The sequence below is a fragment of the Kaistella yananensis genome, from assembly GCF_026107505.2.
GTDB lineage: Bacteria > Bacteroidota > Bacteroidia > Flavobacteriales > Weeksellaceae > Kaistella > Kaistella yananensis.
The window spans coordinates 788,634-814,751 of record NZ_JAPCHZ010000001.1 but is presented as its reverse complement, the minus strand read 5'-3'; the positions used below and the strand labels follow the sequence as shown (position 1 = coordinate 814,751).

Annotated in this window: 26 protein-coding genes; 15 read left to right on the top strand and 11 right to left on the bottom strand. The window is 39.0% G+C overall.

Annotated features, from left to right (window positions below):
- Positions 1-59: 59 nt before the first annotated feature.
- The 6 genes from OK344_RS03695 (at position 60) to OK344_RS03670 (ending at position 6,701) form a co-directional block, all read left to right on the top strand.
- Complete coding sequence (locus OK344_RS03695) at positions 60-506, top strand: 6-pyruvoyl trahydropterin synthase family protein (RefSeq protein ID WP_265143504.1); 447 nt, start codon at positions 60-62, stop codon at positions 504-506.
- A 30-nt stretch (positions 507-536) separates the two neighbouring features.
- Positions 537-1,319, top strand: coding sequence for a UDP-2,3-diacylglucosamine diphosphatase (locus tag OK344_RS03690; protein WP_265143503.1), 783 nt, complete (start codon positions 537-539; stop codon positions 1,317-1,319).
- 4 nt (positions 1,320-1,323) lie between these two features.
- Positions 1,324-2,349: a LuxE/PaaK family acyltransferase gene (locus OK344_RS03685; RefSeq protein WP_265143501.1), complete on the top strand. Its 1,026-nt coding sequence runs from the start codon at positions 1,324-1,326 to the stop codon at positions 2,347-2,349.
- 12 nt (positions 2,350-2,361) lie between these two features.
- Positions 2,362-2,901, top strand: coding sequence for a hypothetical protein (locus tag OK344_RS03680; protein ID WP_265143500.1), 540 nt, complete (start codon positions 2,362-2,364; stop codon positions 2,899-2,901).
- A gap of 77 nt (positions 2,902-2,978) precedes the next feature.
- Positions 2,979-3,707, top strand: a complete 729-nt coding sequence (locus OK344_RS03675) for a DUF4230 domain-containing protein (RefSeq protein WP_265143499.1) — start codon at positions 2,979-2,981, stop codon at positions 3,705-3,707.
- A gap of 123 nt (positions 3,708-3,830) precedes the next feature.
- Positions 3,831-6,701: an alpha-amylase family glycosyl hydrolase gene (locus tag OK344_RS03670; RefSeq protein ID WP_265143498.1), complete on the top strand. Its 2,871-nt coding sequence runs from the start codon at positions 3,831-3,833 to the stop codon at positions 6,699-6,701.
- A 52-nt stretch (positions 6,702-6,753) separates the two neighbouring features.
- Here the strand turns inward: OK344_RS03670 and OK344_RS03665 are convergent, their stop codons facing one another.
- From OK344_RS03665 to pfkA, 4 genes are all read right to left on the bottom strand, one after another.
- On the bottom strand, positions 6,754-7,959 hold the full coding sequence (locus tag OK344_RS03665; RefSeq protein ID WP_265143497.1) for an oxygenase MpaB family protein: 1,206 nt from the start codon (positions 7,957-7,959) through the stop codon (positions 6,754-6,756).
- Positions 7,949-8,371: a hypothetical protein gene (locus OK344_RS03660; protein ID WP_265143496.1), complete on the bottom strand. Its 423-nt coding sequence runs from the start codon at positions 8,369-8,371 to the stop codon at positions 7,949-7,951. Before OK344_RS03660 ends, OK344_RS03665 begins: the two co-directional genes overlap by 11 nt.
- A gap of 313 nt (positions 8,372-8,684) precedes the next feature.
- Entirely contained in the window at positions 8,685-9,689 is a 1,005-nt protein-coding gene (gene gap / locus OK344_RS03655; RefSeq protein WP_265143495.1) for a type I glyceraldehyde-3-phosphate dehydrogenase, read from the bottom strand.
- 56 nt (positions 9,690-9,745) lie between these two features.
- Complete coding sequence (gene pfkA, locus OK344_RS03650; RefSeq protein WP_088469971.1) at positions 9,746-10,732, bottom strand: 6-phosphofructokinase; 987 nt, start codon at positions 10,730-10,732, stop codon at positions 9,746-9,748.
- Positions 10,733-10,890: 158 nt separating this feature from the next.
- On the opposite strand from pfkA, the gene OK344_RS03645 reads away from it, so the two are divergent.
- The 5 genes from OK344_RS03645 (at position 10,891) to OK344_RS03625 (ending at position 17,098) form a co-directional block, all read left to right on the top strand.
- A complete protein-coding gene (locus tag OK344_RS03645) occupies positions 10,891-11,247 on the top strand; it encodes a hypothetical protein (protein ID WP_265143494.1) in 357 nt (118 codons plus the stop codon).
- A 90-nt stretch (positions 11,248-11,337) separates the two neighbouring features.
- Positions 11,338-13,722, top strand: coding sequence for a TonB-dependent receptor (locus tag OK344_RS03640; protein WP_265143493.1), 2,385 nt, complete (start codon positions 11,338-11,340; stop codon positions 13,720-13,722).
- A 10-nt stretch (positions 13,723-13,732) separates the two neighbouring features.
- Positions 13,733-14,290: a hypothetical protein gene (locus OK344_RS03635; RefSeq protein WP_265143492.1), complete on the top strand. Its 558-nt coding sequence runs from the start codon at positions 13,733-13,735 to the stop codon at positions 14,288-14,290.
- Positions 14,291-14,375: 85 nt separating this feature from the next.
- Positions 14,376-15,710, top strand: a complete 1,335-nt coding sequence (locus OK344_RS03630) for a trigger factor (RefSeq protein WP_265143491.1) — start codon at positions 14,376-14,378, stop codon at positions 15,708-15,710.
- A gap of 188 nt (positions 15,711-15,898) precedes the next feature.
- A complete protein-coding gene (locus tag OK344_RS03625) occupies positions 15,899-17,098 on the top strand; it encodes a fibronectin type III domain-containing protein (protein ID WP_265143490.1) in 1,200 nt (399 codons plus the stop codon).
- A gap of 92 nt (positions 17,099-17,190) precedes the next feature.
- Here OK344_RS03625 and OK344_RS03620 read toward each other — a convergent pair whose 3' ends face one another.
- The 3 genes from OK344_RS03620 to OK344_RS03610 are packed head-to-tail and all read right to left on the bottom strand — an operon-like array spanning position 17,191 to position 19,361.
- Positions 17,191-17,838: an MgtC/SapB family protein gene (locus tag OK344_RS03620; protein WP_265143489.1), complete on the bottom strand. Its 648-nt coding sequence runs from the start codon at positions 17,836-17,838 to the stop codon at positions 17,191-17,193.
- 24 nt (positions 17,839-17,862) lie between these two features.
- Complete coding sequence (locus OK344_RS03615; protein ID WP_265143487.1) at positions 17,863-18,447, bottom strand: DUF3109 family protein; 585 nt, start codon at positions 18,445-18,447, stop codon at positions 17,863-17,865.
- A gap of 5 nt (positions 18,448-18,452) precedes the next feature.
- Positions 18,453-19,361: a DUF6427 family protein gene (locus OK344_RS03610; RefSeq protein ID WP_265143486.1), complete on the bottom strand. Its 909-nt coding sequence runs from the start codon at positions 19,359-19,361 to the stop codon at positions 18,453-18,455.
- Positions 19,362-19,403: 42 nt separating this feature from the next.
- On the opposite strand from OK344_RS03610, the gene OK344_RS03605 reads away from it, so the two are divergent.
- The gene (locus tag OK344_RS03605) at positions 19,404-19,634 is read left to right on the top strand and encodes a hypothetical protein (RefSeq protein WP_265143485.1); all 231 of its coding nucleotides are present in this window, start codon (positions 19,404-19,406) and stop codon (positions 19,632-19,634) included.
- A 78-nt stretch (positions 19,635-19,712) separates the two neighbouring features.
- On the opposite strand, the gene OK344_RS03600 is transcribed toward OK344_RS03605, so the two are convergent.
- Genes OK344_RS03600 through OK344_RS03585 form a run of 4 tightly spaced genes read right to left on the bottom strand, consistent with a single transcriptional unit; the run spans position 19,713 to position 22,384 of the window.
- Entirely contained in the window at positions 19,713-20,147 is a 435-nt protein-coding gene (locus tag OK344_RS03600) for a universal stress protein (protein WP_265143484.1), read from the bottom strand.
- A gap of 55 nt (positions 20,148-20,202) precedes the next feature.
- The gene (locus OK344_RS03595; protein ID WP_265143483.1) at positions 20,203-20,811 is read right to left on the bottom strand and encodes a fumarylacetoacetate hydrolase family protein; all 609 of its coding nucleotides are present in this window, start codon (positions 20,809-20,811) and stop codon (positions 20,203-20,205) included.
- A 43-nt stretch (positions 20,812-20,854) separates the two neighbouring features.
- Positions 20,855-21,619 carry a 3'-5' exonuclease gene (locus OK344_RS03590; protein ID WP_265143481.1) on the bottom strand — a complete coding sequence of 255 codons (765 nt, stop codon included), beginning with the start codon at positions 21,617-21,619 and terminating at the stop codon, positions 20,855-20,857.
- A gap of 51 nt (positions 21,620-21,670) precedes the next feature.
- A complete protein-coding gene (locus OK344_RS03585; protein WP_265143479.1) occupies positions 21,671-22,384 on the bottom strand; it encodes a CDP-alcohol phosphatidyltransferase family protein in 714 nt (237 codons plus the stop codon).
- A gap of 113 nt (positions 22,385-22,497) precedes the next feature.
- Here OK344_RS03585 and OK344_RS03580 point away from each other — a divergent pair, with 113 nt between their 5' ends.
- From OK344_RS03580 to OK344_RS03570, 3 genes are all read left to right on the top strand, one after another.
- Positions 22,498-24,420 (top strand): LTA synthase family protein, encoded by a 1,923-nt coding sequence (locus OK344_RS03580; protein ID WP_265143478.1) that lies wholly within the window; start codon positions 22,498-22,500, stop codon positions 24,418-24,420.
- Between the two features lie 130 nt (positions 24,421-24,550).
- Positions 24,551-24,970, top strand: coding sequence for a DUF2147 domain-containing protein (locus OK344_RS03575; protein WP_088469985.1), 420 nt, complete (start codon positions 24,551-24,553; stop codon positions 24,968-24,970).
- Between the two features lie 114 nt (positions 24,971-25,084).
- A complete protein-coding gene (locus OK344_RS03570) occupies positions 25,085-26,068 on the top strand; it encodes a pyruvate dehydrogenase complex E1 component subunit beta (RefSeq protein WP_265143477.1) in 984 nt (327 codons plus the stop codon).
- Positions 26,069-26,118: the final 50 nt, after the last annotated feature.

Below are 26,118 nucleotides of genomic sequence, written 5' to 3'. Positions count from 1 at the left end.
GTACAAATCATCAAATCCCAAATCATCACATTATCACCTCAAAATCTTATCTTTGCAAAATGATTAGAATTACCAAAATTTTCACCTTCGAAACCGCACATGTCCTTTACAATTACGACGGTAAATGCAAAAATATGCACGGACATTCCTATAAACTTTTTGTTACTTTAAAAGGAACGCCGATCAACGATCTGGAAAATCCTAAAAACGGAATGGTTGTGGATTTTGGCGACATCAAGAAGATTGTAAAATCTGAAATCATCGATGTTTGGGATCACGCAGTTTTGGTGAACGGTACTTCTCCTCATCAAGAACTGGGCTCAGATCTGCAACAGAAAGGTCATAAAGTGATTTTCTGCGACTACCAGCCGACCTGCGAGAATATGCTCTACGATATTGCAGAAAAAATTAAGAACAAACTTTCGGGCGATGTCACTTTGGCTTACCTCAAACTTCACGAAACCGAAAACTCCTATGGAGAATGGTTTGCAGAAGACCAAGCTTAAAAAGGTAAATTTCGATCTATTATCAAAAGTATGAAAATCAGTTTACAGCCCAATAAAAAAGTTTATTTCGCATCCGATCAGCATTTCGGCGCGCCAACAGCCAAAGAAAGCAAGATCCGGGAAAAAAAATTCATCCGCTGGCTCGATGAAATCAAAGCCGACGCACAGGTTCTTTTTCTCATGGGCGATCTATTCGATTTCTGGCACGAGTGGAATCACGTAATCCCGAAAGGCTACGTGCGGGTTTTGGGCAAACTGGCTGAACTCAAAGATTCAGGGATTGAGCTTTATATGTTCGTCGGTAACCACGATCTTTGGATGAAAAATTACTTTGAAGAAGAAATTGGCTGCAAAGTTTTTTTCGATAAAAAGTACTTCGAGATTAACGGAAAAAATTTCCTGCTTGCTCATGGTGACGGTTTGGGTCCGGGAGATAAAGGCTACAAGAGAATGAAGAAACTTTTCACGAATCCTTTTGCGCAGTGGGGATTCAAATGGCTTCATCCGGATATCGCGATGAAGGTGGCGATTTATTTTTCTACCAAAAACAAAATGATTTCCGGGGAAGAAGACAAAGAATTTCTGGGCGAAGACAAAGAATTTCTTATTATCTATTCCAAAGAAAAGCTGAGAACCGAAAAAATTGATTATTTCATCTACGGTCACCGGCATTTACCGATGGTTCTGGATTTAAAATCTGAAGAAAACACCGCAAAATATATTAATCTCGGCGACTGGATTTCTTATTTTACCTATGGAGAATTTCAGGAAGATTTTGAACTGAAACCCTTTGAAAGTACCGCAAAAGTTTAAATCAATGTCGTCCATCTTCAACATACAAACCGAATCCGATTTCCAACAAAAATGTCTGGAGACGTTCCGCTATCAGTATGAAAACGTGGAGGTTTACCGGAAATTTGTCGATTATCTGAACATTAATCCCGCGGAAATTGATGCCGTGGAAAAAATTCCGTTTCTGCCGATTGAGATGTTCAAAAATCATTTGGTTTTAGATAAAAATTCAAAGACTGAAAACTATTTTCAAAGTTCCGGGACGACTCAAATGACGCGTTCGAGGCATTTTATTGCTGATTTTGGGCTTTACGAACAAAGTATTTACCAAAGTTTCGCGCAGTTTATCGGTAAACCGGAAGACTATATTTTCCTAGGTTTACTGCCCAATTATTCTGAAAATCCGCATTCTTCCTTAATTTATATGGTCGATTTTCTCATGAAGAAATCGGCTAAACCGGAAAACGGTTACTTTCTGTATAATCATCAGGAACTTTTTGATTTGCTGAAGCAGCTTTCAACCGAGAACAAGAAAGTTATTCTGTTCGGAGTTTCTTTCGCGTTGCTCGATTATCTGGATTTTTGTGATGCGGAACTACTTAAACATATAAACTCGGAGAATTTAACCGTTATTGAAACGGGCGGAATGAAAGGCCGTAAAGAGGAAATGACGAAAGACGAACTGCTCCGGATTTTGCAGAACGGTTTCGGAACCGAAAAGATTAATTCTGAATATTCGATGACGGAATTATTGTCGCAGGCTTATTCGCTGGGAGAAAATATTTACGAAAGTCCGCAATGGATGCGCATTTTAATCCGCAACACCGAAGATCCGTTTTCTTACCTTGAAGACGGCAGAACCGGCGCTCTCAACATCATCGATCTGGCGAATATACATTCCTGTAGTTTTATTGCGACCCAGGATTTAGGCAAAATCATAAACGATTTTGAGATGGCTTCATCAACTTCGTTTCTTCGCAATGGCAAATTTCAGGTTTTGGGAAGGATCGATCATTCGGATATTCGCGGGTGCAGCCTTTTGGTGTCTTAATTCTTTAATTTGATGATTAAAATAGAAGAGCTTACCTATAATTTCATTTCCCAATTTTATGATTTCGAGAAAGATTTGGTGTTGACCAATCATTTTCATTCCAATTGGGAAGCTGATATTATGGTCGTAAGTTCCGAAGGTTTCAGTCATGAGTTTGAAATTAAATTCTCGAAAGCCGATTTCAAAAATGATTTCAAAAAACATTACAAGAATGCTAAGACAAATGAAAAATTCCTGAAACACGACAAAATTTCGTGTGGAGATTATATCTGCAACCACTTCAGTTTCCTTTTGCCCATGGGAATGATTGATGCAGATTTGATTCCTGAACACTGCGGAATCATCGAATTTGACCACAATCCTGACAGTTGGAAAACCACTTTTCATGAAATCCGTAAACCCAAAAAAGTTCACGAAGAACAATTCTGGAATCTCGTGGATAAAGATTTGATGCTTAAAATGATGGCGCGTAATTACTATTACAAAAAACTCGAAGTGAAGGGGAAACTGGAGGAACTGATTTTGCCACCTCCTATCTCCGGAAAAAAATAAACTTTCCCAGGCAAATGTAGCACTGCTTTTGATGTTTAAAAGTATGTATTTACTAACTTTACAATAAAACGCACAGCATGGTTTCAAATAAATTCAGAATTATACTTTGGTCAGTCGGGATTTTACTGCTGATTTTTCTAGGTTTTTTTCTTTATCAGTTAACGCAGGCCGAATCGGTAAATTCAGTGATGACTTTGCTGATGTTGGTTCTCGGATTGATTCTTGGCGGAGTGATCGCTTTTCTGGCTTCTAAAAAATTAACTGCCGATCCCGCTTTAGTAAAAGAAAGTTCGCATACGGTTGCCGAAAGCATGCGCAAGGTTTTCAAAATCGTTTCTGCGGAGGGACATTTCAATGAAATTTACAATTACGAAGAAAGTTCGAAGATTTTTAACTTTATACCGTCGAAAAAGAAAGCGCTGGTCATTATTCAGGCTAAAGTTCTGGTGGGTTACGATTTCGAGAAATTCAAATGGCAGATCGATGAACAGAACCGTACCGTGAAACTTGTTGATTTTCCTGCACCAGAGATTATTTCGACCGAAACCGATTACAAATATTACAATATTGAAGAGCAGTTCTTTAATCTTTTCAGCAAAGATGATCTCGCAAAAGTTCAGCAAAACGGCAAACAGCAGGTGATTGAAGCTGCGAAAAAATCTCATCTTCCCGAGGTCGCTGCCGAACAGATGCGCACGTTGCTTACCGAACTGTTGGCTGGTAAAAATTTTGTTCTGGAGAATCCTGCAAAAATCGCTGAAACCAAGAATCTGATCGATTACAGAAAGATGAACGGCAGCCAGTAAGTGCAGCAGCGTACGTACTTATTTAGGTGATGAAAAGCAGTATTAAACGGCTTTGAAATATTAATGTTTAAATGCTTGTTTTGTCATAACTTTCACTATTTTTACATTCTTAAATTTTATTCAATGAAATATTTTTACACCCTCATTTTAGCCCTACTTTTACCGTATTTTGCTGTCGCACAGCAAGTTGTTTCGTATTCGGTAAATCCGGCAACTTTTGATGAAACCGATGCGATTACCGTAACTTTTACTGTAAATGAAGCCAATTTCGGCGTAGGAACTTCGCATGCGCTTTACTTATGGGCGTGGTCTTACGATTCGAACAATGTAAATGCTGATGCGCCGACGAACGGAACCTGGTCGGCCTCTAATCCTGCCAATAAACTCACGTATGTTTCGAGTTCGGGAACAACAGGAACTTATACTTTCACGATGAATACCGTGAAATCTTTTTATGGAAACCGTACCAATCCACTTTCAAAAATCGGTTTTCTGGTAAAAACGGTAGATGGTTCGGTTCAGTCCCAGGATATCGTGCTGAATGTAGGAAAGTTTCAGTTTAACCTTACCAATCCGCAACCGGGAAGTACCAATGTTGTAAATTCCGGTACCGTGATTAATATCACCGGAACTTCTTCTCTGGCTGCGAATTATCAGGTAAAAGCTAATGGTGCTGTGGTTTATACCAGCGCTGCGCCATCTACCACACTGAATTTTCCGTACACTGTTACCCAGGATGCAACGATGGAAGTTACCGCTACCAATCCAGCTGACGCGAGTTCTGTTGTGAAAACTTTTACAGTTTCGCTGGCGCTTCCGGTTCAAACGGCACCAATTCCCGCGTATATGAAACAGGGAATCAGTTATGATCCTGCAGACCCAACCAAAGTTGGTCTTGCGCTTTATGCTCCCGGCAAAGCTTATGTCCACGTCATCGGAAGTTTCAATAACTGGACGGTTAGTGCGAATTATCTCTTGAAAAGAGATACGACCAATCCTAATCTTTACTGGATTGAAATTACCGGTCTTACACCGCAGCAGATTTATACGTTCCAGTACAGAACTGCCGACGGAATTAAGGTTGCGGATCCTTATTCACCTTTGGTGCTGTCGCCTTACGATGATCCGTATATCAATCAGAACGCGATGGTTTATCCTGATTTACCAGCTTATCCTGCCGGACAGAGTTTTGAAGTTTCTGTAATTCAGACTGCAAAACCGGCTTATCCGTGGGTCGTAAACAATTTCAATAAACCTGCAAAAGAGAATTTAATTGTATATGAACTTCTGGTAAGGGATTTCACTACTCAGAAAACATGGCAGTCTCTGATTGATAAAATTCCATATTTAAAATCCTTGAAAATTAACGCAGTGGAACTGATGCCGGTGATGGAATTCGACGGGAACAATTCCTGGGGTTATAATACCGGTTTCCATTATGCCCTTGACAAAGCGTACGGAACTCCGGAAAAATTTAAAGAATTTATCGATCTATGCCACCAGAATGGTATCGCAGTTATTCTTGATATTGCATTGAATCATGCGACCGGACGAAGCCCTATCGAAAGAATGTGGATGGTAGATCCTGATGGCGACGGTTTTGGTGATCCTGCTGCGGATAATCCTTATTTCAACCAGGTAGCAAAACATTCTTACAGCGTATTTAATGACTTTAACCACTCAAAAGCTGAAACCAAATATTATGTAGACCGTGTTATTGAACATTGGATTAAAGAATACAAAGTTGACGGATTCCGTTGGGATTTAACGAAAGGATTTACGCAAAACTGTACTGCAGGTGATGATGCGTGCACCAACGCTTACCAACAGGACAGGGTGAATATTTTAAGAGGATATGCTGACAAACAGTGGAGCTATGATCCTACTTCCTATATTATTTTTGAACATTTAGGAACGGATTCTGAAGAAGCGCAATGGGCAAATTACCGTACAGCAGAGGGTAAAGGAGTGATGATGTGGGATAAACATACGAACGCTTATAATCAGAATACCATGGGATTTGCCGCAAGCAGCAATTTCAGCAGGGTAGATTTTGAAGCCCACGGTTTCTCCGAGAGAAGAGCGATGAGTTATGGGGAAAGTCATGATGAAGAAAGAATCATGTACAAAAACATCAATTTCGGTGCTTCTACAGCGGGTTACAGCACCAGAGACCTTAACAATGCGCTGGAAAGACAGAAAGCTTATGGTGCCGTGTTTTTAACTGTTCCGGGACCGAAGATGATCTGGCAGTTCGCTGAATTAGGTTTTGATAAAAGCATCTATACCTGTGAAGACGGCGTTACCGTAAACACTGAATCCGATGCGATTCCCGGCGACTGTAAACTAAGCCCGAAACCTACAGCATTCGGATTAGGTTATGATACTGATGCTGCGAGAAAATCGGTTTACGATACCTGGGCGAAAATTTTGGAACTCAGACTTGCCAACGAAGTTTTCAATACAAAAACTTTCACGGTAGAATCCGGTAATCTTATGCCGCGGATTTATATCTGGAATAACGCTGCAGCCAGTGCGCTAAAAAATGTGGTGATCCTTGCCAACTTTACTTTAACGCCGCAAAACGTCGTTCCGGATTTTCCTTATACCGGAAGTTGGGTGAATTTAATGGACAATACTTCAGTTTCTGTTTCAAGCACCACGGCACCGATTACAATTGAGCCGGGAGGTTTCAGGATTTTCGGGAATGCCTCTGCTTTGGCAACGGATGAAGCCGGATCTGTTAAAAGTGAAGTTTCTTTAACCCTGACTCAGAATCCGGTGACGAACGGAACCGCAAATCTGAGATATACCAACGCGAAAAACGGAACAGTGGCCATTTATGACTTAACCGGCGCTTTGGTAAAAACAATGAAAGTAACGAAAGATAACGGTGATGAAGCTATTTCCATCAACGGACTGAAATCAGGAATGTATTTAATTCAGCTGAAATCCGACAAAGGAGTTGCTGTTACCAAAATGATGGTGAAATAATCGTTTTAAAATAAAAGAGAGAAACGGTCTGCAGATTTGCGGACCGTTTTTTTTAATACTGAAAATCTTTTGGAGTGTGTTTGATATAGTCTTCCAGAACTTTCATCTGGTCTTTATGGCCAATTTCAACCAGTTTTCTGTATTTCCTGGGATCGTCAAGATTATAAATCTGCTGTGCAATCTGATTGGCTTTAATGATGAATTTAGGAAAAACCGCAGTCACCGCCACCTTAGGAATCTGCAGCCTTTCGTTAATTTCCCTGTCGAGCAGAAACCAGTTCATGCTCTGGTGAAGATTCAGCAGAAGTTTGCGCTGAAAAGGATATTTGTAAATCGTGCTTTCCAGGTTTTCTGCCAGAAGTGCCTGAGCAAGCTGTACAGAACCTTCGTCTCCTTGATCCTGAAGGGTGCTCCATAAATAGAGCTGTTCCACGGCCTGCTGCCTGTTTTCCGGAAGAAATTCCGTGGGAATCCCGAGAAGATAACCAATATATTTCCAGAGATGAAAAACACCTGCTTCCTCTTCTTCAGAAATTTTAACGCTGAGCTTTTTCAGTCCCTGCATCAGCACAAGACTAAAACCGGTGTAAGTTGCAAGCATATCCCAGAAGTTGATCGGTTCGCCCCAAATTTCGTAATCCCAGTTTTTTCCTTTTTCTTTAATTTTCAGTCTTGCGTAAGAATGCATGAGTCTTGTTCTTATAATGAGCTGGTAGGCTTCAGAATTGACTTTCAGAGCATCTTCCCGGGTCACATGAATCCAGAATTCGAGCGTATCTTTCAGACGTTTTACGGCGCCTTTTTTAAGTGCTCCCGTAAAGATTAAGGGTTTGTTGAGATAAGCATAATCATAGCCGCCCATGAGGACAAAATCCCGAAGAATAATCAGTGCGTTGGTTCCGCTTCTCATGCAGAGTCTTGCACCGTTGTTGGCTAAATCTTCATCAAACCAGTTTGGGACCTCCTGCATCTGGAGAAAAAATCTTTTTAACCTTTCTGGAGCATCATCATTTTCCGAAATTTTGTTTTTTGAAAACTGCTGAACTAAGGCTGAAGCTTCATTGTAGGGGAGTTTGAGATAAGTGTCATTCACTGCATTGTCGCCCAATTCATCGACTTGATAATAAAGATGCGCGAAATTTTCAAAATTTTTGAAAGTCGGTTTCCAGCCTGACCAATTGAGCAGTTGTTTTCCATTGCCTTTTGCCCAAAAGGTTTTGAAATGTTCGGAATCTTTAAATTTTGGCTCAATCTGCATTTTTTGGAGAATTTTTTAACAGCCATAAAATTACTAAAGTCAGAACAAAATGCGGGATAATACTAAATGCATCTACACCGCCACCAGTAACATAAAAACCATGACTTCCCAAACTTATATTTCCTGATGGATATTCTATTGAATTAGGAACTCTATGGAAAAGATGAATGATGGTGGCTGCAAAGCCATAAAATATTATTGAGTAGAAAACTGTTCTTCCGAAATTTTTGCTTTCAAGTAGTAAAATTACTGCAAGCAAAAATGGAGGTAAAACGACAAGTTGATATAAGATAATTTCTAAAAAAGTTGCTTTTGAATCACCAAATACGAATTCTTTCACGATAAAATTTCCTAGGAAAAACTGTAGAAGTAATCCAACGAATATTAAAGAAATTTTTATGGAATTTTTCATTTTTAAAACGCTGCAAGTTTTAAGCCGAGAATCCGCGATAGCGATGGTAACGAAAATCCTTTTTTTTTTTGCGCGGCGGCGAAGCCGCCGCGCAAAAAAAAGATTGTAGTGGACGTAGCGACCCGAGTTGCTGCTTTAGCGTTGGAGAGGGGATTGCCAGATTAATGAATTAATGAGATTGCTTTGTAGTTTCGCTGCGCTTCACTCGTCGCAATGGCAATGCGGCCGTTTTGTCGCTCGCTTCGCTCGCGCCAACTCAAAAAAAAACCTCCAAAAAATTTAGGAGGTTCTTATCATATAGTTAAAAAGCCGATTATAATGAAGCGGAGTGTACCAACAAATCAGTCAATTTATTAGAATATCCCATCTCGTTATCGTACCATGAAACTAATTTCACGAAAGTTGGTGAAAGCATAATCCCGGCATCTTTATCGAATACTGAAGTTCTTTTTTCGCCCACAAAGTCCTGAGAAACCACTGCGTCTTCAGTGTAACCTAAAATTCCTTTCAGTTCGCCTTCAGAAGCGGCTTTCATTGCTGCACAGATTTCTTCGTAAGAAGTTGGTTTTTCTAATCTTACTGTTAAATCCACAACAGAAACGTCGGCGGTAGGAACTCTGAAAGACATTCCTGTAAGTTTACCATTTAGTGAAGGAATTACTTTTCCTACTGCTTTTGCAGCACCTGTAGAAGAAGGAATAATATTGTTCAAAGCAGAACGGCCTCCTCTCCAGTCTTTCATTGACGGTCCGTCAACGGTTTTCTGAGTAGCTGTAGTTGCGTGAACGGTTGTCATTAAGCCTTCTACAATTCCGAAATTATCGTGAATTACTTTTGCCAATGGAGCCAGACAGTTGGTGGTACATGAAGCGTTAGAGAAAATTTTGATATCGTCTGTCAATTCCTTGTGATTTACTCCCATCACAAACATCGGTGTCTCATCTTTTGAAGGAGCAGAAAGGATCACTTTTTTTGCACCTGCATTGATGTGAGCCTGCGCAGATTCCTTAGAAAGGAACAATCCTGTAGATTCTACGATATATTCTGCACCTACTTCGTTCCATTTCAGGTTGTTAGGGTCTTTCTCGGCGGTAACTCTAATTTTTTTACCGTTTACGATAAGGTCGTTTCCTTCTACAGAAACAGTCCCTTTAAACTCGCCGTGTACAGAATCATACTTCAGCATATAAGCCATGTATTCTGCATTGATAAGGTCGTTGATTCCTACAACTTCGATGTTTTCTCTTTCGGTCATTGCTCGGAACACAAGACGCCCAATTCTGCCGAATCCGTTGATTCCTACTTTGATTGTTGACATAATACTTTGTTTATAAATTTATTTAACGTTTATTATTTTAAAGAAAGGTTTTCCCTCTAAATCGCCAGTATTTCTGAAAGCTTCAGTAAATTTTGATCAATCTCGTTATGTTTTTTAATGGCTTCTTCAAAAGGGGTATACACCAGGTTATTGGACTGCATTCCTGCCATCTTGTTGGTTTTTCCTGCCATTAAACCTATTACCGCGCCATATCCCAAGCGGCTTGCTAAAACCCGGTCGGCACAGCTTGGTGAGCCACCTCTCTGGATATGCCCCAGAATTGCTACACGGATATCATAATCCGGGAATCCTGCTTTTGTAGCTTTTGCCAGATCGTAGATGCTGCCCAGTTTTTCACCTTCGGCAACGACTACAATACTTGAAGTTTTTCCGGCTTTTTCTGCTTTTTCAAATGTTTCGAAAAGATCATCGATGCTGTCTTTTCGTTCAGGAATCAGAATATCAACTGCTCCGGTAGCAATCCCGCTGTTCAAAGCAATAAATCCCGCGTCGCGTCCCATTACTTCTACAAAAAATACCCGGTTGTGGGAGGTTGCTGTATCCCGGATTTTGTCGATGGCTTCCATCGCGGTATTCAGAGCGGTATCGTAGCCAATGGTATTGTCCGTTCCGAAAATATCGTTGTCGATGGTTCCCGGAATACCGATAACCTTGACTCCGAATTCTTCGTTGAAAATTTTTGCTCCGGTAAAAGTACCGTCACCGCCGATGCATACTAAACCGTCGATTCCGCGTTTTACCAAGTTATCGTAAGCTTTTTTCCGCCCTTCTTTGGTTTTGAATTCCAACGATCTTGCAGATCTCAGAATGGTCCCTCCGGCTCCGATGATGTTTTTCACCGACCGTGGTCCCATTTTGGTAAAATCATCATTAATAAGACCATTGTAGCCTTCTCTTACACCATAACATTCTATTTTAAAATGACTTGCAGTTCGTACTACCGCTCTCAATGCGGCGTTCATCCCTGGGGCATCACCACCTGAGGTGAAAACCGCTATCTTTTTTACTGCACTTTCTTCCATATATAAAAATTTCAGCACAAATTTACAAAATCTCTCTCAAATATTGGCCTAACATTTAACAGCTTTGGAATATCATTTAAAATTAATATCATCACCCAAATGGGCGGTAAACCTCATGTTTAATTTTTTAATCTGCAAATATTGATTAATTTTGCGCAATGTTGAGAAATAAAACATATCAGCGATTGGCAGCCGTAATTTTTACAGCGGTTTATCTTTTCGTGGCTTTGTTCTCGCAGAATTTTCACAATCACGGCAGTGGGGAGGTTTTTAAAGATTTTAATTTCAAGAAGTCTGAAAAAACTTATTCGCCAGGTCATTTGTCACAGGAATTTACCGACTGCTTGTCCTGTCATCTGCTTCACGACGGTCATTCTCTCTTTCCGGAGGATTTTCAGTTCAAATTTGTGCAGCCCGATGATTTTCAGAAAGAAATTTTCGCCTATGCACAGCGGTTTTCTAAACTTGAATTCTTCTCGTTCCAACTTCGGGGTCCGCCTTCAAATTTCATTTAAATTACACATTTCCAGTGAAATGTATTGTTAAAGGTTTTTGATTAAATCTTTAAATTTTTCGTATTTAATTAATTTGAAATTTACATTTAAATGAAATTTACTTTCAATATCCTGTTGATCTTTTTCGGATTAACGCTCATCAGCGCACAGCAAACATTTAAAATTAAGGGCAAAATTATCGATTTTCATGATAAAGTTCCGCTCAAAAACGCCGTTATCAAAATCGGAAATTATACCGAAACTTCGGACCATAATGGTTTTTTCAGTTTCAGTTCCGTGAAAAAAGGGAAGTATGCCATTACCGCAACCCATCCCGATTGTGAGGCCTATACTGATCAGATCACTGTAAATAATAATCTAGAAATCACCCTTAATCTTGAACATCATATATCAGATATCGAAACGGTTACCATTCACGCCGCGCATAAAAAGTCGACTCCTTTAATTATCAGGACAGTAGATAAAAAAGAAATCGAAAGAAATTCCACCGAAAATCTGGGGAATGTTTTATCGGGAATTTCGGGAGTCAGCGCGCTAAAAACCGGTAATAATATTGCGAAACCTATTATTCATGGACTTTATGGAAGCAGAATCGCGGTCATTAATAACGGTGTAAAGATGGCCGAACAGGAGTGGGGCGTGGAACATGCACCGAATGTTGACATCACACATTTTGAGCATATTGATGTGATAAAGGGCGCATCTGCCTTGAAGTACGGAAGCGACGCTATCGGCGGTGTGGTGTTACTTATTCCTGAAAACTTCAAAAAAACAGATACGCTGAAAGGTTCTGTAAATCTTTCGGGGATTTCAAACGGACGCGGAATGGGTGTCGATCTTAATCTAGTGAAAACATGGGAAAACGGCTGGGGCGTGAAGACCAACGGAGGTTTCAAAAAGCTTGGCGACCTGGAGACTCCGGATAATCTTCTGATAAATACAGGGATGAATTTCAGTTCTTTTGGATTTACGATACAGAACAACAGTTTTCTGCAGGGAATTTCTTTGGATTACAGTTTGACGGATCAGGAAATCGGAATTTTCCGAGGTTCTCATATTGGAAATCTCGAGGATTTTTATACGGTATTAAATTCTGACCTGCCCATTTACACGAGGGATTTTTCTTATTCGATCGACAATCCGAAACAGCAGATCCAGCATCATTTGGCTAAAATTTCAGCTTACAAAAGATTTAAAGATTTGGGGAAATTTTCTGTCGATTACAGTTTTCAGTACAATCACCGCAAAGAGTATGATTTAAGAAGAGGCGAACTTTCAGAAATTCCGTCGCTCGACCTGGAACTTTTCACCAATAATCTGAATATCACCAACTTAATTGAAAGAAAAAACTGGAATCTGGAAACTGGAATCGATTTAACCTACCAGTATAATTATTCCACACCAGAAACTATGGCGAGAAGGCTCGTTCCCAATTACACGAAATATTCGGGTGGAATGTATTCTGTCCTCAAATACAGAATTAATCCAAAACTGAATGTTGAAGGCGGTTTGCGTTATGACCACACAAAGTATAAGGTAAAAAAATGGTACGATGAAAATGACTGGAATAACCTTTACGCTGGAGATTTCGAAGAATTTTATGTAAAAACCGATGGAAACAGGGTTTTTACAAAGTCGGTTTTAACGTACAGAAATCTGTCTTTTAACGCGGGTATAGATTTAAATCCCTCAGAAAATTTCAGTCTCAAATTCAACTACGCGAAAGTAGCAAGAACACCCAATATTGCTGAACTTTTTGCGGACGGACTCCATCATTCTGCCGCGGTTCTGGAACTTGGGAACATGCGCCTGAAAAATGAAGAAGGCAACCAGTTCAATCTTAACATCGATTCTAAATTTAATGTTTTGGGAGGTCTGCAGCTTTCAGTGAATCCTTATTTGTTTCTTACCAAAAACTTTATCAACCAAATTCCGACGGGAATTCAGAACACCATCCGCGGCGTTTTTCCGGTTTGGAGTTATGAGCAGATTGACGCTACGATGTTCGGGCTTGATTTCGATGCACAGCTGAAAATCAATAACGAGTTTACTTATAGAGGCCGTTTTGCTTATGTAAAAGGTACGGATGAGACAAATGATCAGCCTTTGATCCTCATGCTGCCGCCGAATTTTGCGAACAGTATTGAGTTTTCTAAACCGGAATGGAAAAACTTCTATTTCAAAATCGAAAACCAAACCTTCCTTCAGCAAAAGAAATATCCGCTTTTCAATCCTACCATAAACGTATATGAAAATGGGGAAGAAGTAGAGAAGACCCTCGATTTATCTACACCGCCGCCAGCTTATGCTTTGTGGAGCATACAGACAGGCCTAAAGTTAAATAAGCAGTTTTCTGCCGGCTTGATTGTGACCAATCTTTTCGATAAAAACTACAGGGATTACCTGAACAGGATGCGTTTTTTCTCTTATGAAATGGGCAGAAACATCATTTTCAATGTAAAATACAACTTCTAAAAATTACAGCATGCAAACATTAAAAAATATAAAATATTTACTCATCGTTTTCTTTTCTTTGGTTTCCATCGCCTGCAGCAGAGCCGATGAAGATGAAGATGTACTTTCGCAGGAAGATATTTCGAATATCATTCTAAACGTTAAGGATGATGTTACAGGAATCGTAAAAACCTATAATTATACGGTAAATGCTGCAACAAATCCTGTCATAAAGTTGGAAGACGGAAAAACCTATACTGTTGAAGCCATTTTCAAAAACGGTAACGAAGATGAAACCGAAAGCATTATATCAGCAAAAGATGAGCATTTCCTGATTTTCGATTTTCAGGGTTCGCAGATTGAGTTAACACGGGAAGACGACGAGTCCTCCACAAGAACCGACGGAAATAAACTCGGACTTCTTACAAAATGGAATGTTATTAAAACTTTAAACGGGCCAAATCCCAAACTCGAACTCCAGTTAATTCACGATGCAGTTTCGGTAAGCGAAGAGCAATCCGGCTCTGCATTCGGAACAGCGGAAGGCGGTGAAACAGATGCGGTTGCTGTTTTTGGCATGAGTAATTGATTTTTAACGTTCTTTAGTATTATATGAATGTTAAAATCTAAAAAATAATTCCTATTTTTGCAACCTAAATTTTCAAAACATAACAATGAACGTTACAGCGACAAACCACGATGAAGTAAGCGCGTTACTTACAGTTACGATAGATAAGTCGGATTACAAAGATAAAGTTGAAAAACAACTGATCAATTATGCTAAAAACGCACAGGTTCCTGGATTCAGAAAAGGAAAAGTGCCATTGAGCATGGTAAGAAAGCAGTATGAAGCTGGTATCGCTTTTGAAGAAATCAACAAGCAGGTTTCTGATGCACTGAATAACTATGTAAACGAGAACAAACTTAGATTGGTTGGCCAGCCTGTACCACAGCCGGTAGATGACCTTAACCTTAATGCAGAGCAGCTTTCTGTTGCTTTTGAAGTTGGTTACGAGCCAGATTTCACCATCGACTTAAGTAAATATGAAGCGCCACACTATCAGGTAGAAGCTTCTGATAAAGAAATCGGGCAAAGCATCGAAAACATGCAGAAGCGTTTCGCAACTCAGGTTCCACAGGATGCAATTGCTGATGATTCTCACGTAGCGCTGGAAATTAGCCAGGTTGTTGAAGAAAATGCAGAAGGAGAGCATAACCACGCTCCAAAATCTGTTGTAATCAATGCTGAGAAAAAAGAAGCTTTCAACCTTGTTAAAGCTTTGAAAATGGATGAAACCGTAAAAGTTTCTAAAGAAGATTTACAGAACAACGAAACTTTGGCTACAGAATTAGGTTTCAGCAAAGCGGAAGTAGAGCACCTTCACCACGATCAGTTAGAGGTGAAAGTTAAAGATTTCTATGGTTTGGATTTGGCAAAACTTGATCAGGATTTATTCGATAAAGTATATGGTGAAGGAAACATTAAATCTGAAGAGGAGCTTAAAGCAAAAGTGAAAAGTGAGTTGGATGAATATTTCCAGCAAAATGCAGATGTACATTTCGTGAACAAAGTTCTGGAGCAGATCAACGAAAAAGAAGAAGTAAAACTTCCTGAGAATTTCTTGGTTAAATTCTTAATATTCAGCAACGAAAACATCAAGTCTGAAGAGCATGCAAAAGAAGTTCTTGAAGCGGAAAGAAATCAGTTGAAATACCAGATTCTTGAAGGTAAACTGATGAACGATAACGAGATTAAACTGGAGTATGCTGATATCCTTTCTCAGGCTGAGCAGTTGGTGAAAAACCAGTTGGCAATCTACGGAATCCACCATTTATCAGATGAAGAAATTCAGAAATATGCAGTTGAAATGCTGAAAGACCAAGAGCAGGTTCGTCAGATTTCCGCAGAAGTTGGAATGGCAAAACTGAAAGATGTAATCCTGGAGAAAGCAACTAAAAAAGCCACTAAAATCTCTCACGATGAGTTTTTAGAAGAACTGAAAAAGTAATTTCACTTTAATAAATATAAAATCCGTCTCAGCAATGAGACGGATTTTTTTGTTAAGATTAATAAATATATATTTACACTACAAATATTCTTAATTATATGCTAAAAATTTACTTTAAAAGTTTTGTTACAGTTTTTATCATTCTATTTTTATTGGTTTCTTGTAGAGGAGAAACTGAAACATCAACATTGGATATACAAAAACCTACGACACCCCAAAACATTTCGGTTAGTAAAATTACCAAAAATTCTTTCAGTTTAAATTGGTCTGCTTCCACTGATAATGTCGGAGTGTCAGAATATCTTATTTCTGTGAACGATCAATTATATACTTCTAAAGAAACCAATATTGATATTCGGGAATTAAATTCTGCCAGTTTACATAGCGTCTCTGTAACCTCTAGAGACGCTGCGGGAAATGTTTCAGGCACATCAGAAATTATTAATGTTAAGACACTTTCGGGTGTTACAGATTTATATATTTCTGCAAAATCAAAATTTTGGAAGAATGGTAATTCTACCAGTTTGGAAGTTTTATCGGGTTTTCAAAATTTTGGAGGTAATATTTTCGTAGCAGAGAACAATGTTTATTCATCTGGATTCATCACAAAAGGAAATGTTGATGATTATCGTAGAATTGCATCGTACTGGAAAAATGGTATATTAAAAACTTTAGAACCACTGAATTCTACTGAACTTAGTAGCGCAGAAGATATAGCTGTAAACGGAAATGATGTTTACGTGGTAGGATCGGTTACGAGATATATTCCGTACTCCTACTATAAATGTTACTGGAAAAATGGAAGTAAAGTAATATTGCCCGGTTCTACGTGGAATGGAAGGTATTCTGATCCCCGTATTTCTAAAATGAAAATTGATAATGATGATGTTTACATTGCCAGTTCTATTTACGAAAACGATTATAAACCTGTTTACTGGAAGAATGGAACATTATATCAACTTCCCAAACCCACAACATTTAATTTTTCTGATATAACAAGCATTGATGTCGAAAATGGCAATGTATATATTGGCGGTGGGGGTCTGAAATTTTTTACTGATAAAAGAATGGGATTTTATTGGAAAAATAATGAAATTCACGAGTTTGCGGACTGTGAGGGGATCATGTGTATGGATGTTGTAAATGATGATGTTTATGTAGCCGGTTACAATAATGCCGGAAAGCTTGCGTACTGGAAAAATAATGTCATGACAGAAATTCCTTTTGGCAGACAGGTTCAGAGTATCAAAGTCATTGATAATGATGTTTACCTGCTGGTTTCATATAATTCGGAATACGAACAGATTCAGAAAGTATTTAAAAACGGTCAGGAAATTTCAAGTTTTAATCAGGAAAATTTAGGAAATTTATTCTTAACGACATATTAGAATTAAATTAAATAAATATTTTAAGTTGAAAAAACATGTAGCAAAAAAAAATCCGTTCTGTAGATACAGAACGGATTTTTTGATTCAATTTTTTAGTAACTGAAATAATCCAGATTTTTATTGGAAGTAAGGAAGTTCTCCATTTGATACAACTGTTTTTCAGAAATATGAATCTCCAGGGTCAGTAAGATATGATCGAAATCTTTCTCGATTGCTATTTCGTTCAGTTCGCTGGTCATTGCTTTCAGATCGCCTAAGATTGTTATTTTGTGAGCGAGAAAATTATGCGTGCTCATACGCATCTTTAGAATTTTGTGGTGATGAAGAGGCAGAAAATGTTTTGTAAGATATTTCGCGGTATAAATAATGAGGATCGCCGAAATAAGAAAGGTAAAGGCAATATATATTTCTCCGAAACCAATAGCCATTCCCACTGCTGCAGCCATCCAGATAATTCCCGCGGTGGTAAGTCCGTACACAGTGAAACCTTCTTTGAATATGACGCCGGCACCCAGAAAGCCAATTCCGCTCACAATATACGACGCGATTCTGGTGGGGTCGCCATCGCCGGCAAGTTTATAGGAAATAATCGAGAAAAGGGTAGAACCCAGACAAATGACGGTTATGGTTTTCAACCCCGCGGATTTGTCTTTCATTTCCCTTTCGAAACCCAGAATCAGCCCGGCAACGATCGAAATAATGGCTTTATAAACATCTAAAAGTTCAAAATGCTCCGACATTTTTTATTTAAAGATATAATTTTTCTATGAATTGAACTCGCGGTTCCACTCTTCGGCCGCATCGCAAAGCGTGTCGTAAAATTCTTCGCCGTATTTTCTGATCAGTGGTGTCTTCAGGAATTTATACACCGGAACTTTCAGTTCTTTTCCCAGTTCGCAGGCAGGATTGCAGATTTCCCATTCATGATAGTTCAGCGCGGTAAATGTAGAATATTCGGTCACACGTATCGGGTAGAGGTGACATGAAATGGGTTTCTGCCAGTCGACTGCTCCGTCTTCATAAGCTTTTTCGATACCGCATTTGGTAACGCCTTTATCATCAAAAATTACATACGCGCACTCTTCGCCGTTTACCATCGGTGTTACATAATCGCCGTCGTTCGGATCAATGGTCCATGTTCCCTGTTCTTCCAGCGCTTTTATTCCTTCAGGCCTTAAATATGGTTTAACCTGCGGAAAAATCCTGTCGAGAATCTCGGTTTCGTATTTCTCCAGAGGAGCGCCTACATCGCCTGCAACACAGCATGCGCCTTTGCATCTGCTTAGATTACACACAAATTCTTCAGATAAAATATCTTCAGAAATTAATTTATCGTCAATTTGAATCATCGTAATTAAATATTAAAATTATAGTAACCCTGGAGTTTGAAAAGGATGAGACTGAAAATAATCAGCCACAATCCGGTTTCCTGCATCCAGTATTTGGGTAAAAATTTCAGCATTCTGCTTAAAATAATGGATGCCGGAAAAGCAAGCAAGAGCAGGTACTCGTAATGTTTCCCCATATACAGCACAATTGTAATCAACTGCGACAGCGAAAAAATCAGCAGAAATGTATATTTGAATTTGCTTGTCGGGCTTTTCTTGTTAAAGTTCCTGAAATGATCCATCACCGCATGAAGCAACATCAAAACTACAGGAAGCAGCCACAGCAAACCTTCGATATTTTCGGAAGGTTTGAAATCTCCGAACGGAAAATAAGCCGGATTCCAGGAATTCATTCCCAGAAAATAGGCAATCCCAAGATAGGAGATTCCCACCAGAAAAATGCCATAAAAAAGCCTGAAAATATGCAAACCAATACGGTCTGAAGTTCCTATAATATGCAAAATCAGAAAGATCGACATCGGCCAGGTGGTCGGCAGAAAAATGAAATTCAGTGCCAATATTGCCCCTACGAGGGGATAAGAATTTTTGCGGACGCTCATGTCCACATTTGTCAGCAGAATCAGGATGATAGAATTGGTAAAAAGAGAAACCGCGATTCCTATATCGAGATCACCGGGATATAGTGCAAAAATAAATGCGGTATATAAAAATAAGGGCAAATGCGTCTGGTAATTCAGGGCAATCGTGTTAAAACAGAAATAGCCCATGGCTACGCCTGCAAATGTAATTACCGCGGAAAAAAAATCTAAAGTATTGAGGTCGAGAAAGTTGAAGCCGATTACAATTAAAAGTAGTACACCGATGTAAACTGGTATTGAAAAAATATTGCTTTCTTTTGAAAGTAATCGAAACATTTTTATTAATTTTGTGCAAAGTTAATTTAAAAAAGGAAAATAATGACGTCTTTCTTTCTCTTCTTAAGTGATGTATTCAAGTGGTCTTTCGGTTTGTTTGATGCAGCAGGTAATGTCTTGAACTGGATTCTGTTTCTGGTTGCATCAGCTTTATTCACCTATTGGTGTTATGTATTGATGGTAACTTTAGGTGGCGACAAAGACAAAGAATATTTTTCACCTACTGAAGGTCATCATCCTTATTACGATCCGAAGATCCACAAAAAAGACTAAAATAATTGATACTTATCTTCATAATAAAATCCCGAAATTTTATAATTTCGGGATTTATAATTTCGTTACTTTCAATTATTAATGCATCGGAATTACAAGCACTGGAATTGTCGAGCGTCTTGTAAGTTCCTTGGTTAAACTGCCCACAAATACGTCATAAATTCCGCTTCTTCCGTGCGAACCCATCACAATGTAATCAGCGTTTTTTGATTTGGCATATTCCAGAATAATATCTCCGGCCACACCTTGTTTCAAAAGATGTTCGCAATCCACATCCTGTGCGATAATGCGCTGTTCAATTACATTCAGCCGCAGCAACTCATCTTTAATTTCATTTTGCTCCACCTCAGGGAAATACTGGAAGCCCATGTCGCCTATAGCGAAACCAATATCCGCCGGCGCTACATGAATAAGACAGATTTTTCCTTTTGTTTCTTTAGCGAATTTTACTGCACCATCAATAAGTCTGTCGGTTGCGTCTGAAAAATCTACAGGTAATACGATGTTAATCATGATCTTAATTTTTGTTCCTTAAAGTTACAAAAGTTTCTGCAAACGGTCAAGTAATTTACTGAATTCTGAGATCCAGCACTTTTTCATTTTCAAGGAAAGCCTGTAGAATATCGTTTTCTGCTACTTTTCCAACTCCCTGCGGCGTTCCAGTAAAGATAAGATCTCCAGTTTTTAAAGTGAAATACTGCGATACAAAAGCGATGATTTTTTCCGGCGAGAAAATCATCATTGAAGTTTTGCCGTCCTGAACCTTATCTTTGTTTTTAAGTAAAGAAAAATTCAGGTTCTTCATATCGAAACTGCTCTTTTTATAAAATTCTGAAACTACAGCGCTCCCGTCGAAACCTTTGGCAAGTTCCCAGGGAAGTCCTTTTGCTTTCAGCTGGCTTTGTAAATCCCGCGCCGTGAAATCAATTCCCAATCCTATTTCTTCGAAATAATTCGAGGCTTTTTCTTCCTGGATGTATTTTCCGCCTTTCGAGATTTTCAGCACGACTTCCAGTTCATAATGCACGTCATCAGAAAATTCGGGAATATAAAAATCCGAACCTTTCTTCAGGATTGCCGTGTCGGGCTTCATGAAGATTACAGGATTTTCAGGGATTTCATTTCCGAGTTCTTTGGCGTGTTCGGCATAATTGCGGCCGATGCAGATGATTTTCATTCGCTTTAATTTTTATTGATGAATTTAAAGTCTCTAATCATGTTTAGAATTTAGAACGAAGCTGAATTCCCGTCAGGACTTTCTTCGTATACAGAGGGAAATCCGCATTCTGAATCCAGCCGTAATAGCCCAGATCTTTTTGGAATACATCTTTAACCCTTTGTCCTTTGTATTTCCCGAAACTGAAAACCTCTTTTCCGTCTTCATCGAACGCGATAAAACCTGCCAAATCTGCAAATTTATGGTGTGATGAAAATTCACTTAATGCCGCGATTTCATTCGGTAAATCTTCATAATGACCCACCTGTGCGTCGAGAACTTCAAATGTCGCCAACACATCAGCTTCCGCAGAATGCGCGTTTTCGAGGTCTTTTTTGCAGTAGAATTTGTAAGCCGCCGTTAGATTCCGGGGTTCCATTTTGTGGAAAATGGTCTGTGCATCAACAAGTTTGAATTTATTCAAATCGAAATCGATTCCCGCTCTTAAAAGTTCTTCTGCCAGAAGCGGAACATCAAAACGGTTCGAGTTGAAGCCGCCTAAATCGGTTCCGGAAATCATTTCCATTACTTTCGATGCAATTTCACTGAACTTCGGAGCGTTTTTCACGTCCTCATCGCTGATTCCGTGTACCGCTGTAGATTCTTTCGGGATATACATTTCCGGATTTACAAGCCAGGTTCTGCTTTCGCGGGAAGCGTCGGGATTTACTTTCAGGATACTGATTTCAACAATGCGGTCTTTTGCAACGTTGGTTCCCGTCGTTTCAAGATCGAAGACACAAAGCGGTTTATAAAGTTTTAAATTCATGGTATTATTTTAAGTAAGATAAGGTAGGCAGAAGATTTCGTTCTTCTGAGTTTAACGGAGTTGTTTCTGAAAAACCAGCGAAATCAACATATAATAGAGGATGACCAAAGGAATTCCGACTGTTTTAAAAATGATAAGAATCAGAACCGAGCCGATTAACAGAGCAATTTTTGGGTAATTATCTTCCAGTTTCATGGATTTGAACTTCATCGCGATCATTTTAATGGGCGAAACAAGAAGCCATGAAGAAACCACCGTGAAAAGAATCAGAAGGAGTGAATTTTCGAACAGAAATGAAAAATTTCCGGACTCTAAAAAAGCAAAGTATAATCCGAAAATCAGAATCGTGTTTGATGGTGTGTTTAAACCTTTAAAATAATACGTCTGTTCGTCATCAAGATTAAAAATTGCCAGTCTTAAACAGGAAAATAAAGTGATAAAAAGGGCAAGATATTTTATTTCAAACGGTAAATCGGTTCCCAAAAACTGGTTTCCGAAAGGCTCTAAAGCTTTATAGATGACAAGTCCGGGAAGCAGGCCAAAACTCACCATATCGGCAAGCGAATCGAGTTGTGCGCCGAGATTGGAGTTCGATTTCAGGGCGCGGGCAATAAATCCGTCGAAGAAATCCAGAACCAGAGAAATAATGATGCAGAGGGCAGTAATCTGGTAATTGCCCGCCAGCAAATGGATGACGCCAATACTGCCTGAGAATAAATTCGCCAGCGTAAATGCATTTGCCAAATTGTTTTTGATAAAATTCATAAGAGCAAAAGTAAGGTTTTTATTAAAATTTTGCCGCCGGCAAGCCAAATAAACTTAATCCTAACGAAATATGAATTTAATGTAAATTTGCAGCATTGTTTTTTAAAATTAGAATGAAGGAATTAAGATTGCAGGAAATCGGCGTGCTTTTTTACAGGATTTTTCTGGCTTTTGTTTTTTATCAGGTTGCAAGGTTATTGTTTTGGTTCTTTAATAAAAATTTAATCCGCATCGATTCGGTTTCAGATTATTTCACTATCGCTTATCACGGAACCGCGTTTGATACCACAGCAATTTTTTATGTGAATTCGCTTTTTATTCTGCTGAGTTTGCTGCCTTTGGTCATTAATACCAAAAAATATTACCAGAAATTTCTGTTCTGGCTTTATTTCATCACCAACGGAATTGCGTATGGAATGAATTTCGGGGATTTTGTGTACTACAAATTCTCGCAGGCAAGGCTTACAATGGCCGCCATGCACGTTGCTCAACATGAAAAGAATATTGCCAAGGTGTTTTTGGTTTCTGTGGTTGAGCATCCGTTTGTGATTCTATGGTTTATCCTGTTAATGATTTTGTGGATTTTCCTTTATAAAAAAGTGAAAGTTACTGAACGCAAACCTATGAAGAAATGGGTGTATTTCGTTTCATCGGTGATAAGTTTATGTGTAGTAGCAGCGCTCGTGGTTGGCGGAATCCGTGGCGATTTTAAACATTCTACGCGGCCGATTAATCTCGTGGATGCGAACCGGCATGTGAAAAATCCGCTTCAGGCCAATGTGGTGCTGAACAGTGTGTTCTCCTTTTTCAGAACCATGAATACCAATAATTTTCAGGAAGTGCATTTTGTTGATGAAAAGTTTATCGAACAGAATATAAAGCCATACAAACTCTACAAAAGAGAAGGTGTTGAGCCGAAACCCAATGTTGTGATTTTTATTCTCGAAAGTTTCAGTAAAGAATATTCCGGCGCGTTTAATAAGAATACTAAGATTAAAGATTTTGTTTCTTATACGCCGTTTTTCGACAGTCTTGCTACGCAGAGTTTAATTGCGACCAATGCTTTCGCCAACGGAAGGCAGTCTATCCATGGAATGAGTTCAATTTTAGCCGGAATCCCAACGTTGAAGGACGCTTTTACAAGTTCGCCTTATTCTAACCAGAAAATTCAGTCTGTCGTTTCGGTAGCGAATGATATGGGTTACGATACTTCTTTTTTTCACGGCGCACCGAATGGGTCGATGGGCTTTATGGGATTTGGGAATATTTTAGGTTTCAAACACTATTACGGCAAAACTGAATATAATAATGATGCAGATTTCGATGGGATATGGGGAATATGGGACGAACCGTTTTTCCAGTATTTCGCGAAGACACTAAATATAAAGAAATCACCTTTTATGGCGACGATGTTTTCGGTATCATCTCATCACCCTTTCAAGGTTCCGGAAAAATACGCCGGAAAATTCAAAAAAGGTCCGCTTGAAATTCATGAACCTGTAGGTTACACCGATTATGCGCTGAAACAGTTTTTCGAAACCGCCAAAAAAATGCCCTGGTATCAGAATACGATTTTTGTGATGGTGGCCGATCATACCAACCAGATTGCATATCCTGAATATGAAAAAGCGATGAACCGTTTTGCCGTTCCGATTCTGTTTTACTCACCAAACCCGAAATATGACCTGAAAGGCGAAATCTCAACGCCCACCCAGCAGATGGATATTTACCCGACTTTAGCCGATTTAATGGGCTATAATAAGAAAATAAGAAGTTGGGGCAGAAGCTTGGTTTCTGATAAAAAAGAAGATCACTTGATTGTTAACTCGAGTGGAGTGGAGCAGTTCATTATTGGAGATTTCATCTACCTTTTCGATGGTAAAAACTTTACAGGAATTTATAAGCTTAATGATTTGGGTTATGAAAACAATCTTCTGGGAAAAATAAATACACAGGAAATTAAGTTGGGCGAACTGAAAGCAAAAGCCTGGTATCAGGATTATATGAACAGGGTGATCAACCGTAAACTCAATTAATATTAAACATTTGTTTAGTTTTAATAATTTCTGTTTTTACTTATAATAGTATGTTCCGAATAATTAAAGATTTGGTGTTTAACTTTTTTTAATTACATTTATCAAACTAAAAATTTAAATATTTTATAAAATGAAAAAAATAATGTTCGCTTTTGTTGCACTGTTTTTCGCAACACTCTCTTATGCCCAAATCGAAGGCAAATGGAAAACCATTGATGATGAAACAGGACAGGAGAAATCAATCGTAGAAATCTTCAAAAAATCCGACGGAAAATATTACGGGAAAGTAACCCAGCTCTTAATAAAACCTGCTAACGCAAATTGTGTAGACTGTAAAGATGACAGAAAAAACAAACCTATTTTAGGAATGGAAGTGGTGCGCGGTCTTAAAAAAGAAGGAAACGAATTTACCGGCGGAACCATTACAGATCCTAAAACTGGCAAAACTTACAAGTGTACCATTACAAGAAGCGGCGATAAACTGAACGTAAGAGGTTACATCGGTTTTTCTTTAATCGGAAGAAACCAAACATGGCATAAACTGAAATAACAATTTCACAATATTTTAAAAAAGCAATTCGTAAGGATTGCTTTTTTTATGTCGTTTATCATCTGAAGGTTTGGGAAAAAATCTTTACTTTTGTAATCTAATTTTTCAATGAATATGAAGGAATATACTTTTCGTGAAGTGATTGCACAGGCAATGAGCGAAGAAATGCGTAAGGACGAATCAATCTATTTAATGGGTGAAGAAGTTGCAGAATACAACGGTGCTTATAAAGCATCGAAAGGCATGCTCGATGAATTCGGTCCGAAACGGGTAATTGATACACCCATTGCAGAGCTTGGTTTTACAGGGATTGCAGTAGGTTCTGCAATGAATGGCAACAGACCGATTGTGGAATACATGACTTTCAATTTTTCCCTCGTAGGAATCGACCAGATCATCAACAACGCAGCAAAGATTCGCCAGATGAGCGGCGGACAGTGGAATTGCCCAATCGTATTCCGTGGTCCTACAGCATCAGCGGGTCAGTTGGGTGCAACACACTCGCAGGCGCTTGAAAGCTGGTTTGCCAATATACCGGGACTTAAAGTAATTGTTCCTTCTAATCCTTACGATGCAAAAGGATTGCTGAAAAGTGCAATTCAGGATAACGATCCTGTAATCTTCATGGAATCTGAGCAGATGTATGGCGACAAAATGGAAATTCCTGAAGAAGAATATTACCTCCCAATCGGTAAAGCCGATATCAAAAAAGAAGGAAAAGATGTGACTTTGGTTTCTTTCGGTAAAATTATGAAACTTGCCATGCAGGCCGCTGAAGATTTGGAAAAAGAAGGGATTTCTGTTGAAGTAATCGATCTTAGAACGGTTCGTCCGCTGGATTTCGATACCATTATCGCATCAGTTAAAAAAACAAACCGATTGGTTATTTTAGAAGAAGCCTGGCCATTTGGCTCTGTTTCCTCAGAAATCACTTATATGGTTCAGCAGAAAGCGTTCGATTATCTGGATGCACCTATCAAAAGAATTACTACTCCCGATGCACCGGCACCTTATTCTGCAGCCCTGTTTGCTGAATGGTTCCCGAAACTTGAGAAAGTGAAAGAAGAGATTAAAAACGCAATGTACATCAAAGCATAAATTTATACTCCCGAAAGGGAGTTTTTTTGTGCTGTACTTCAGATATTCGT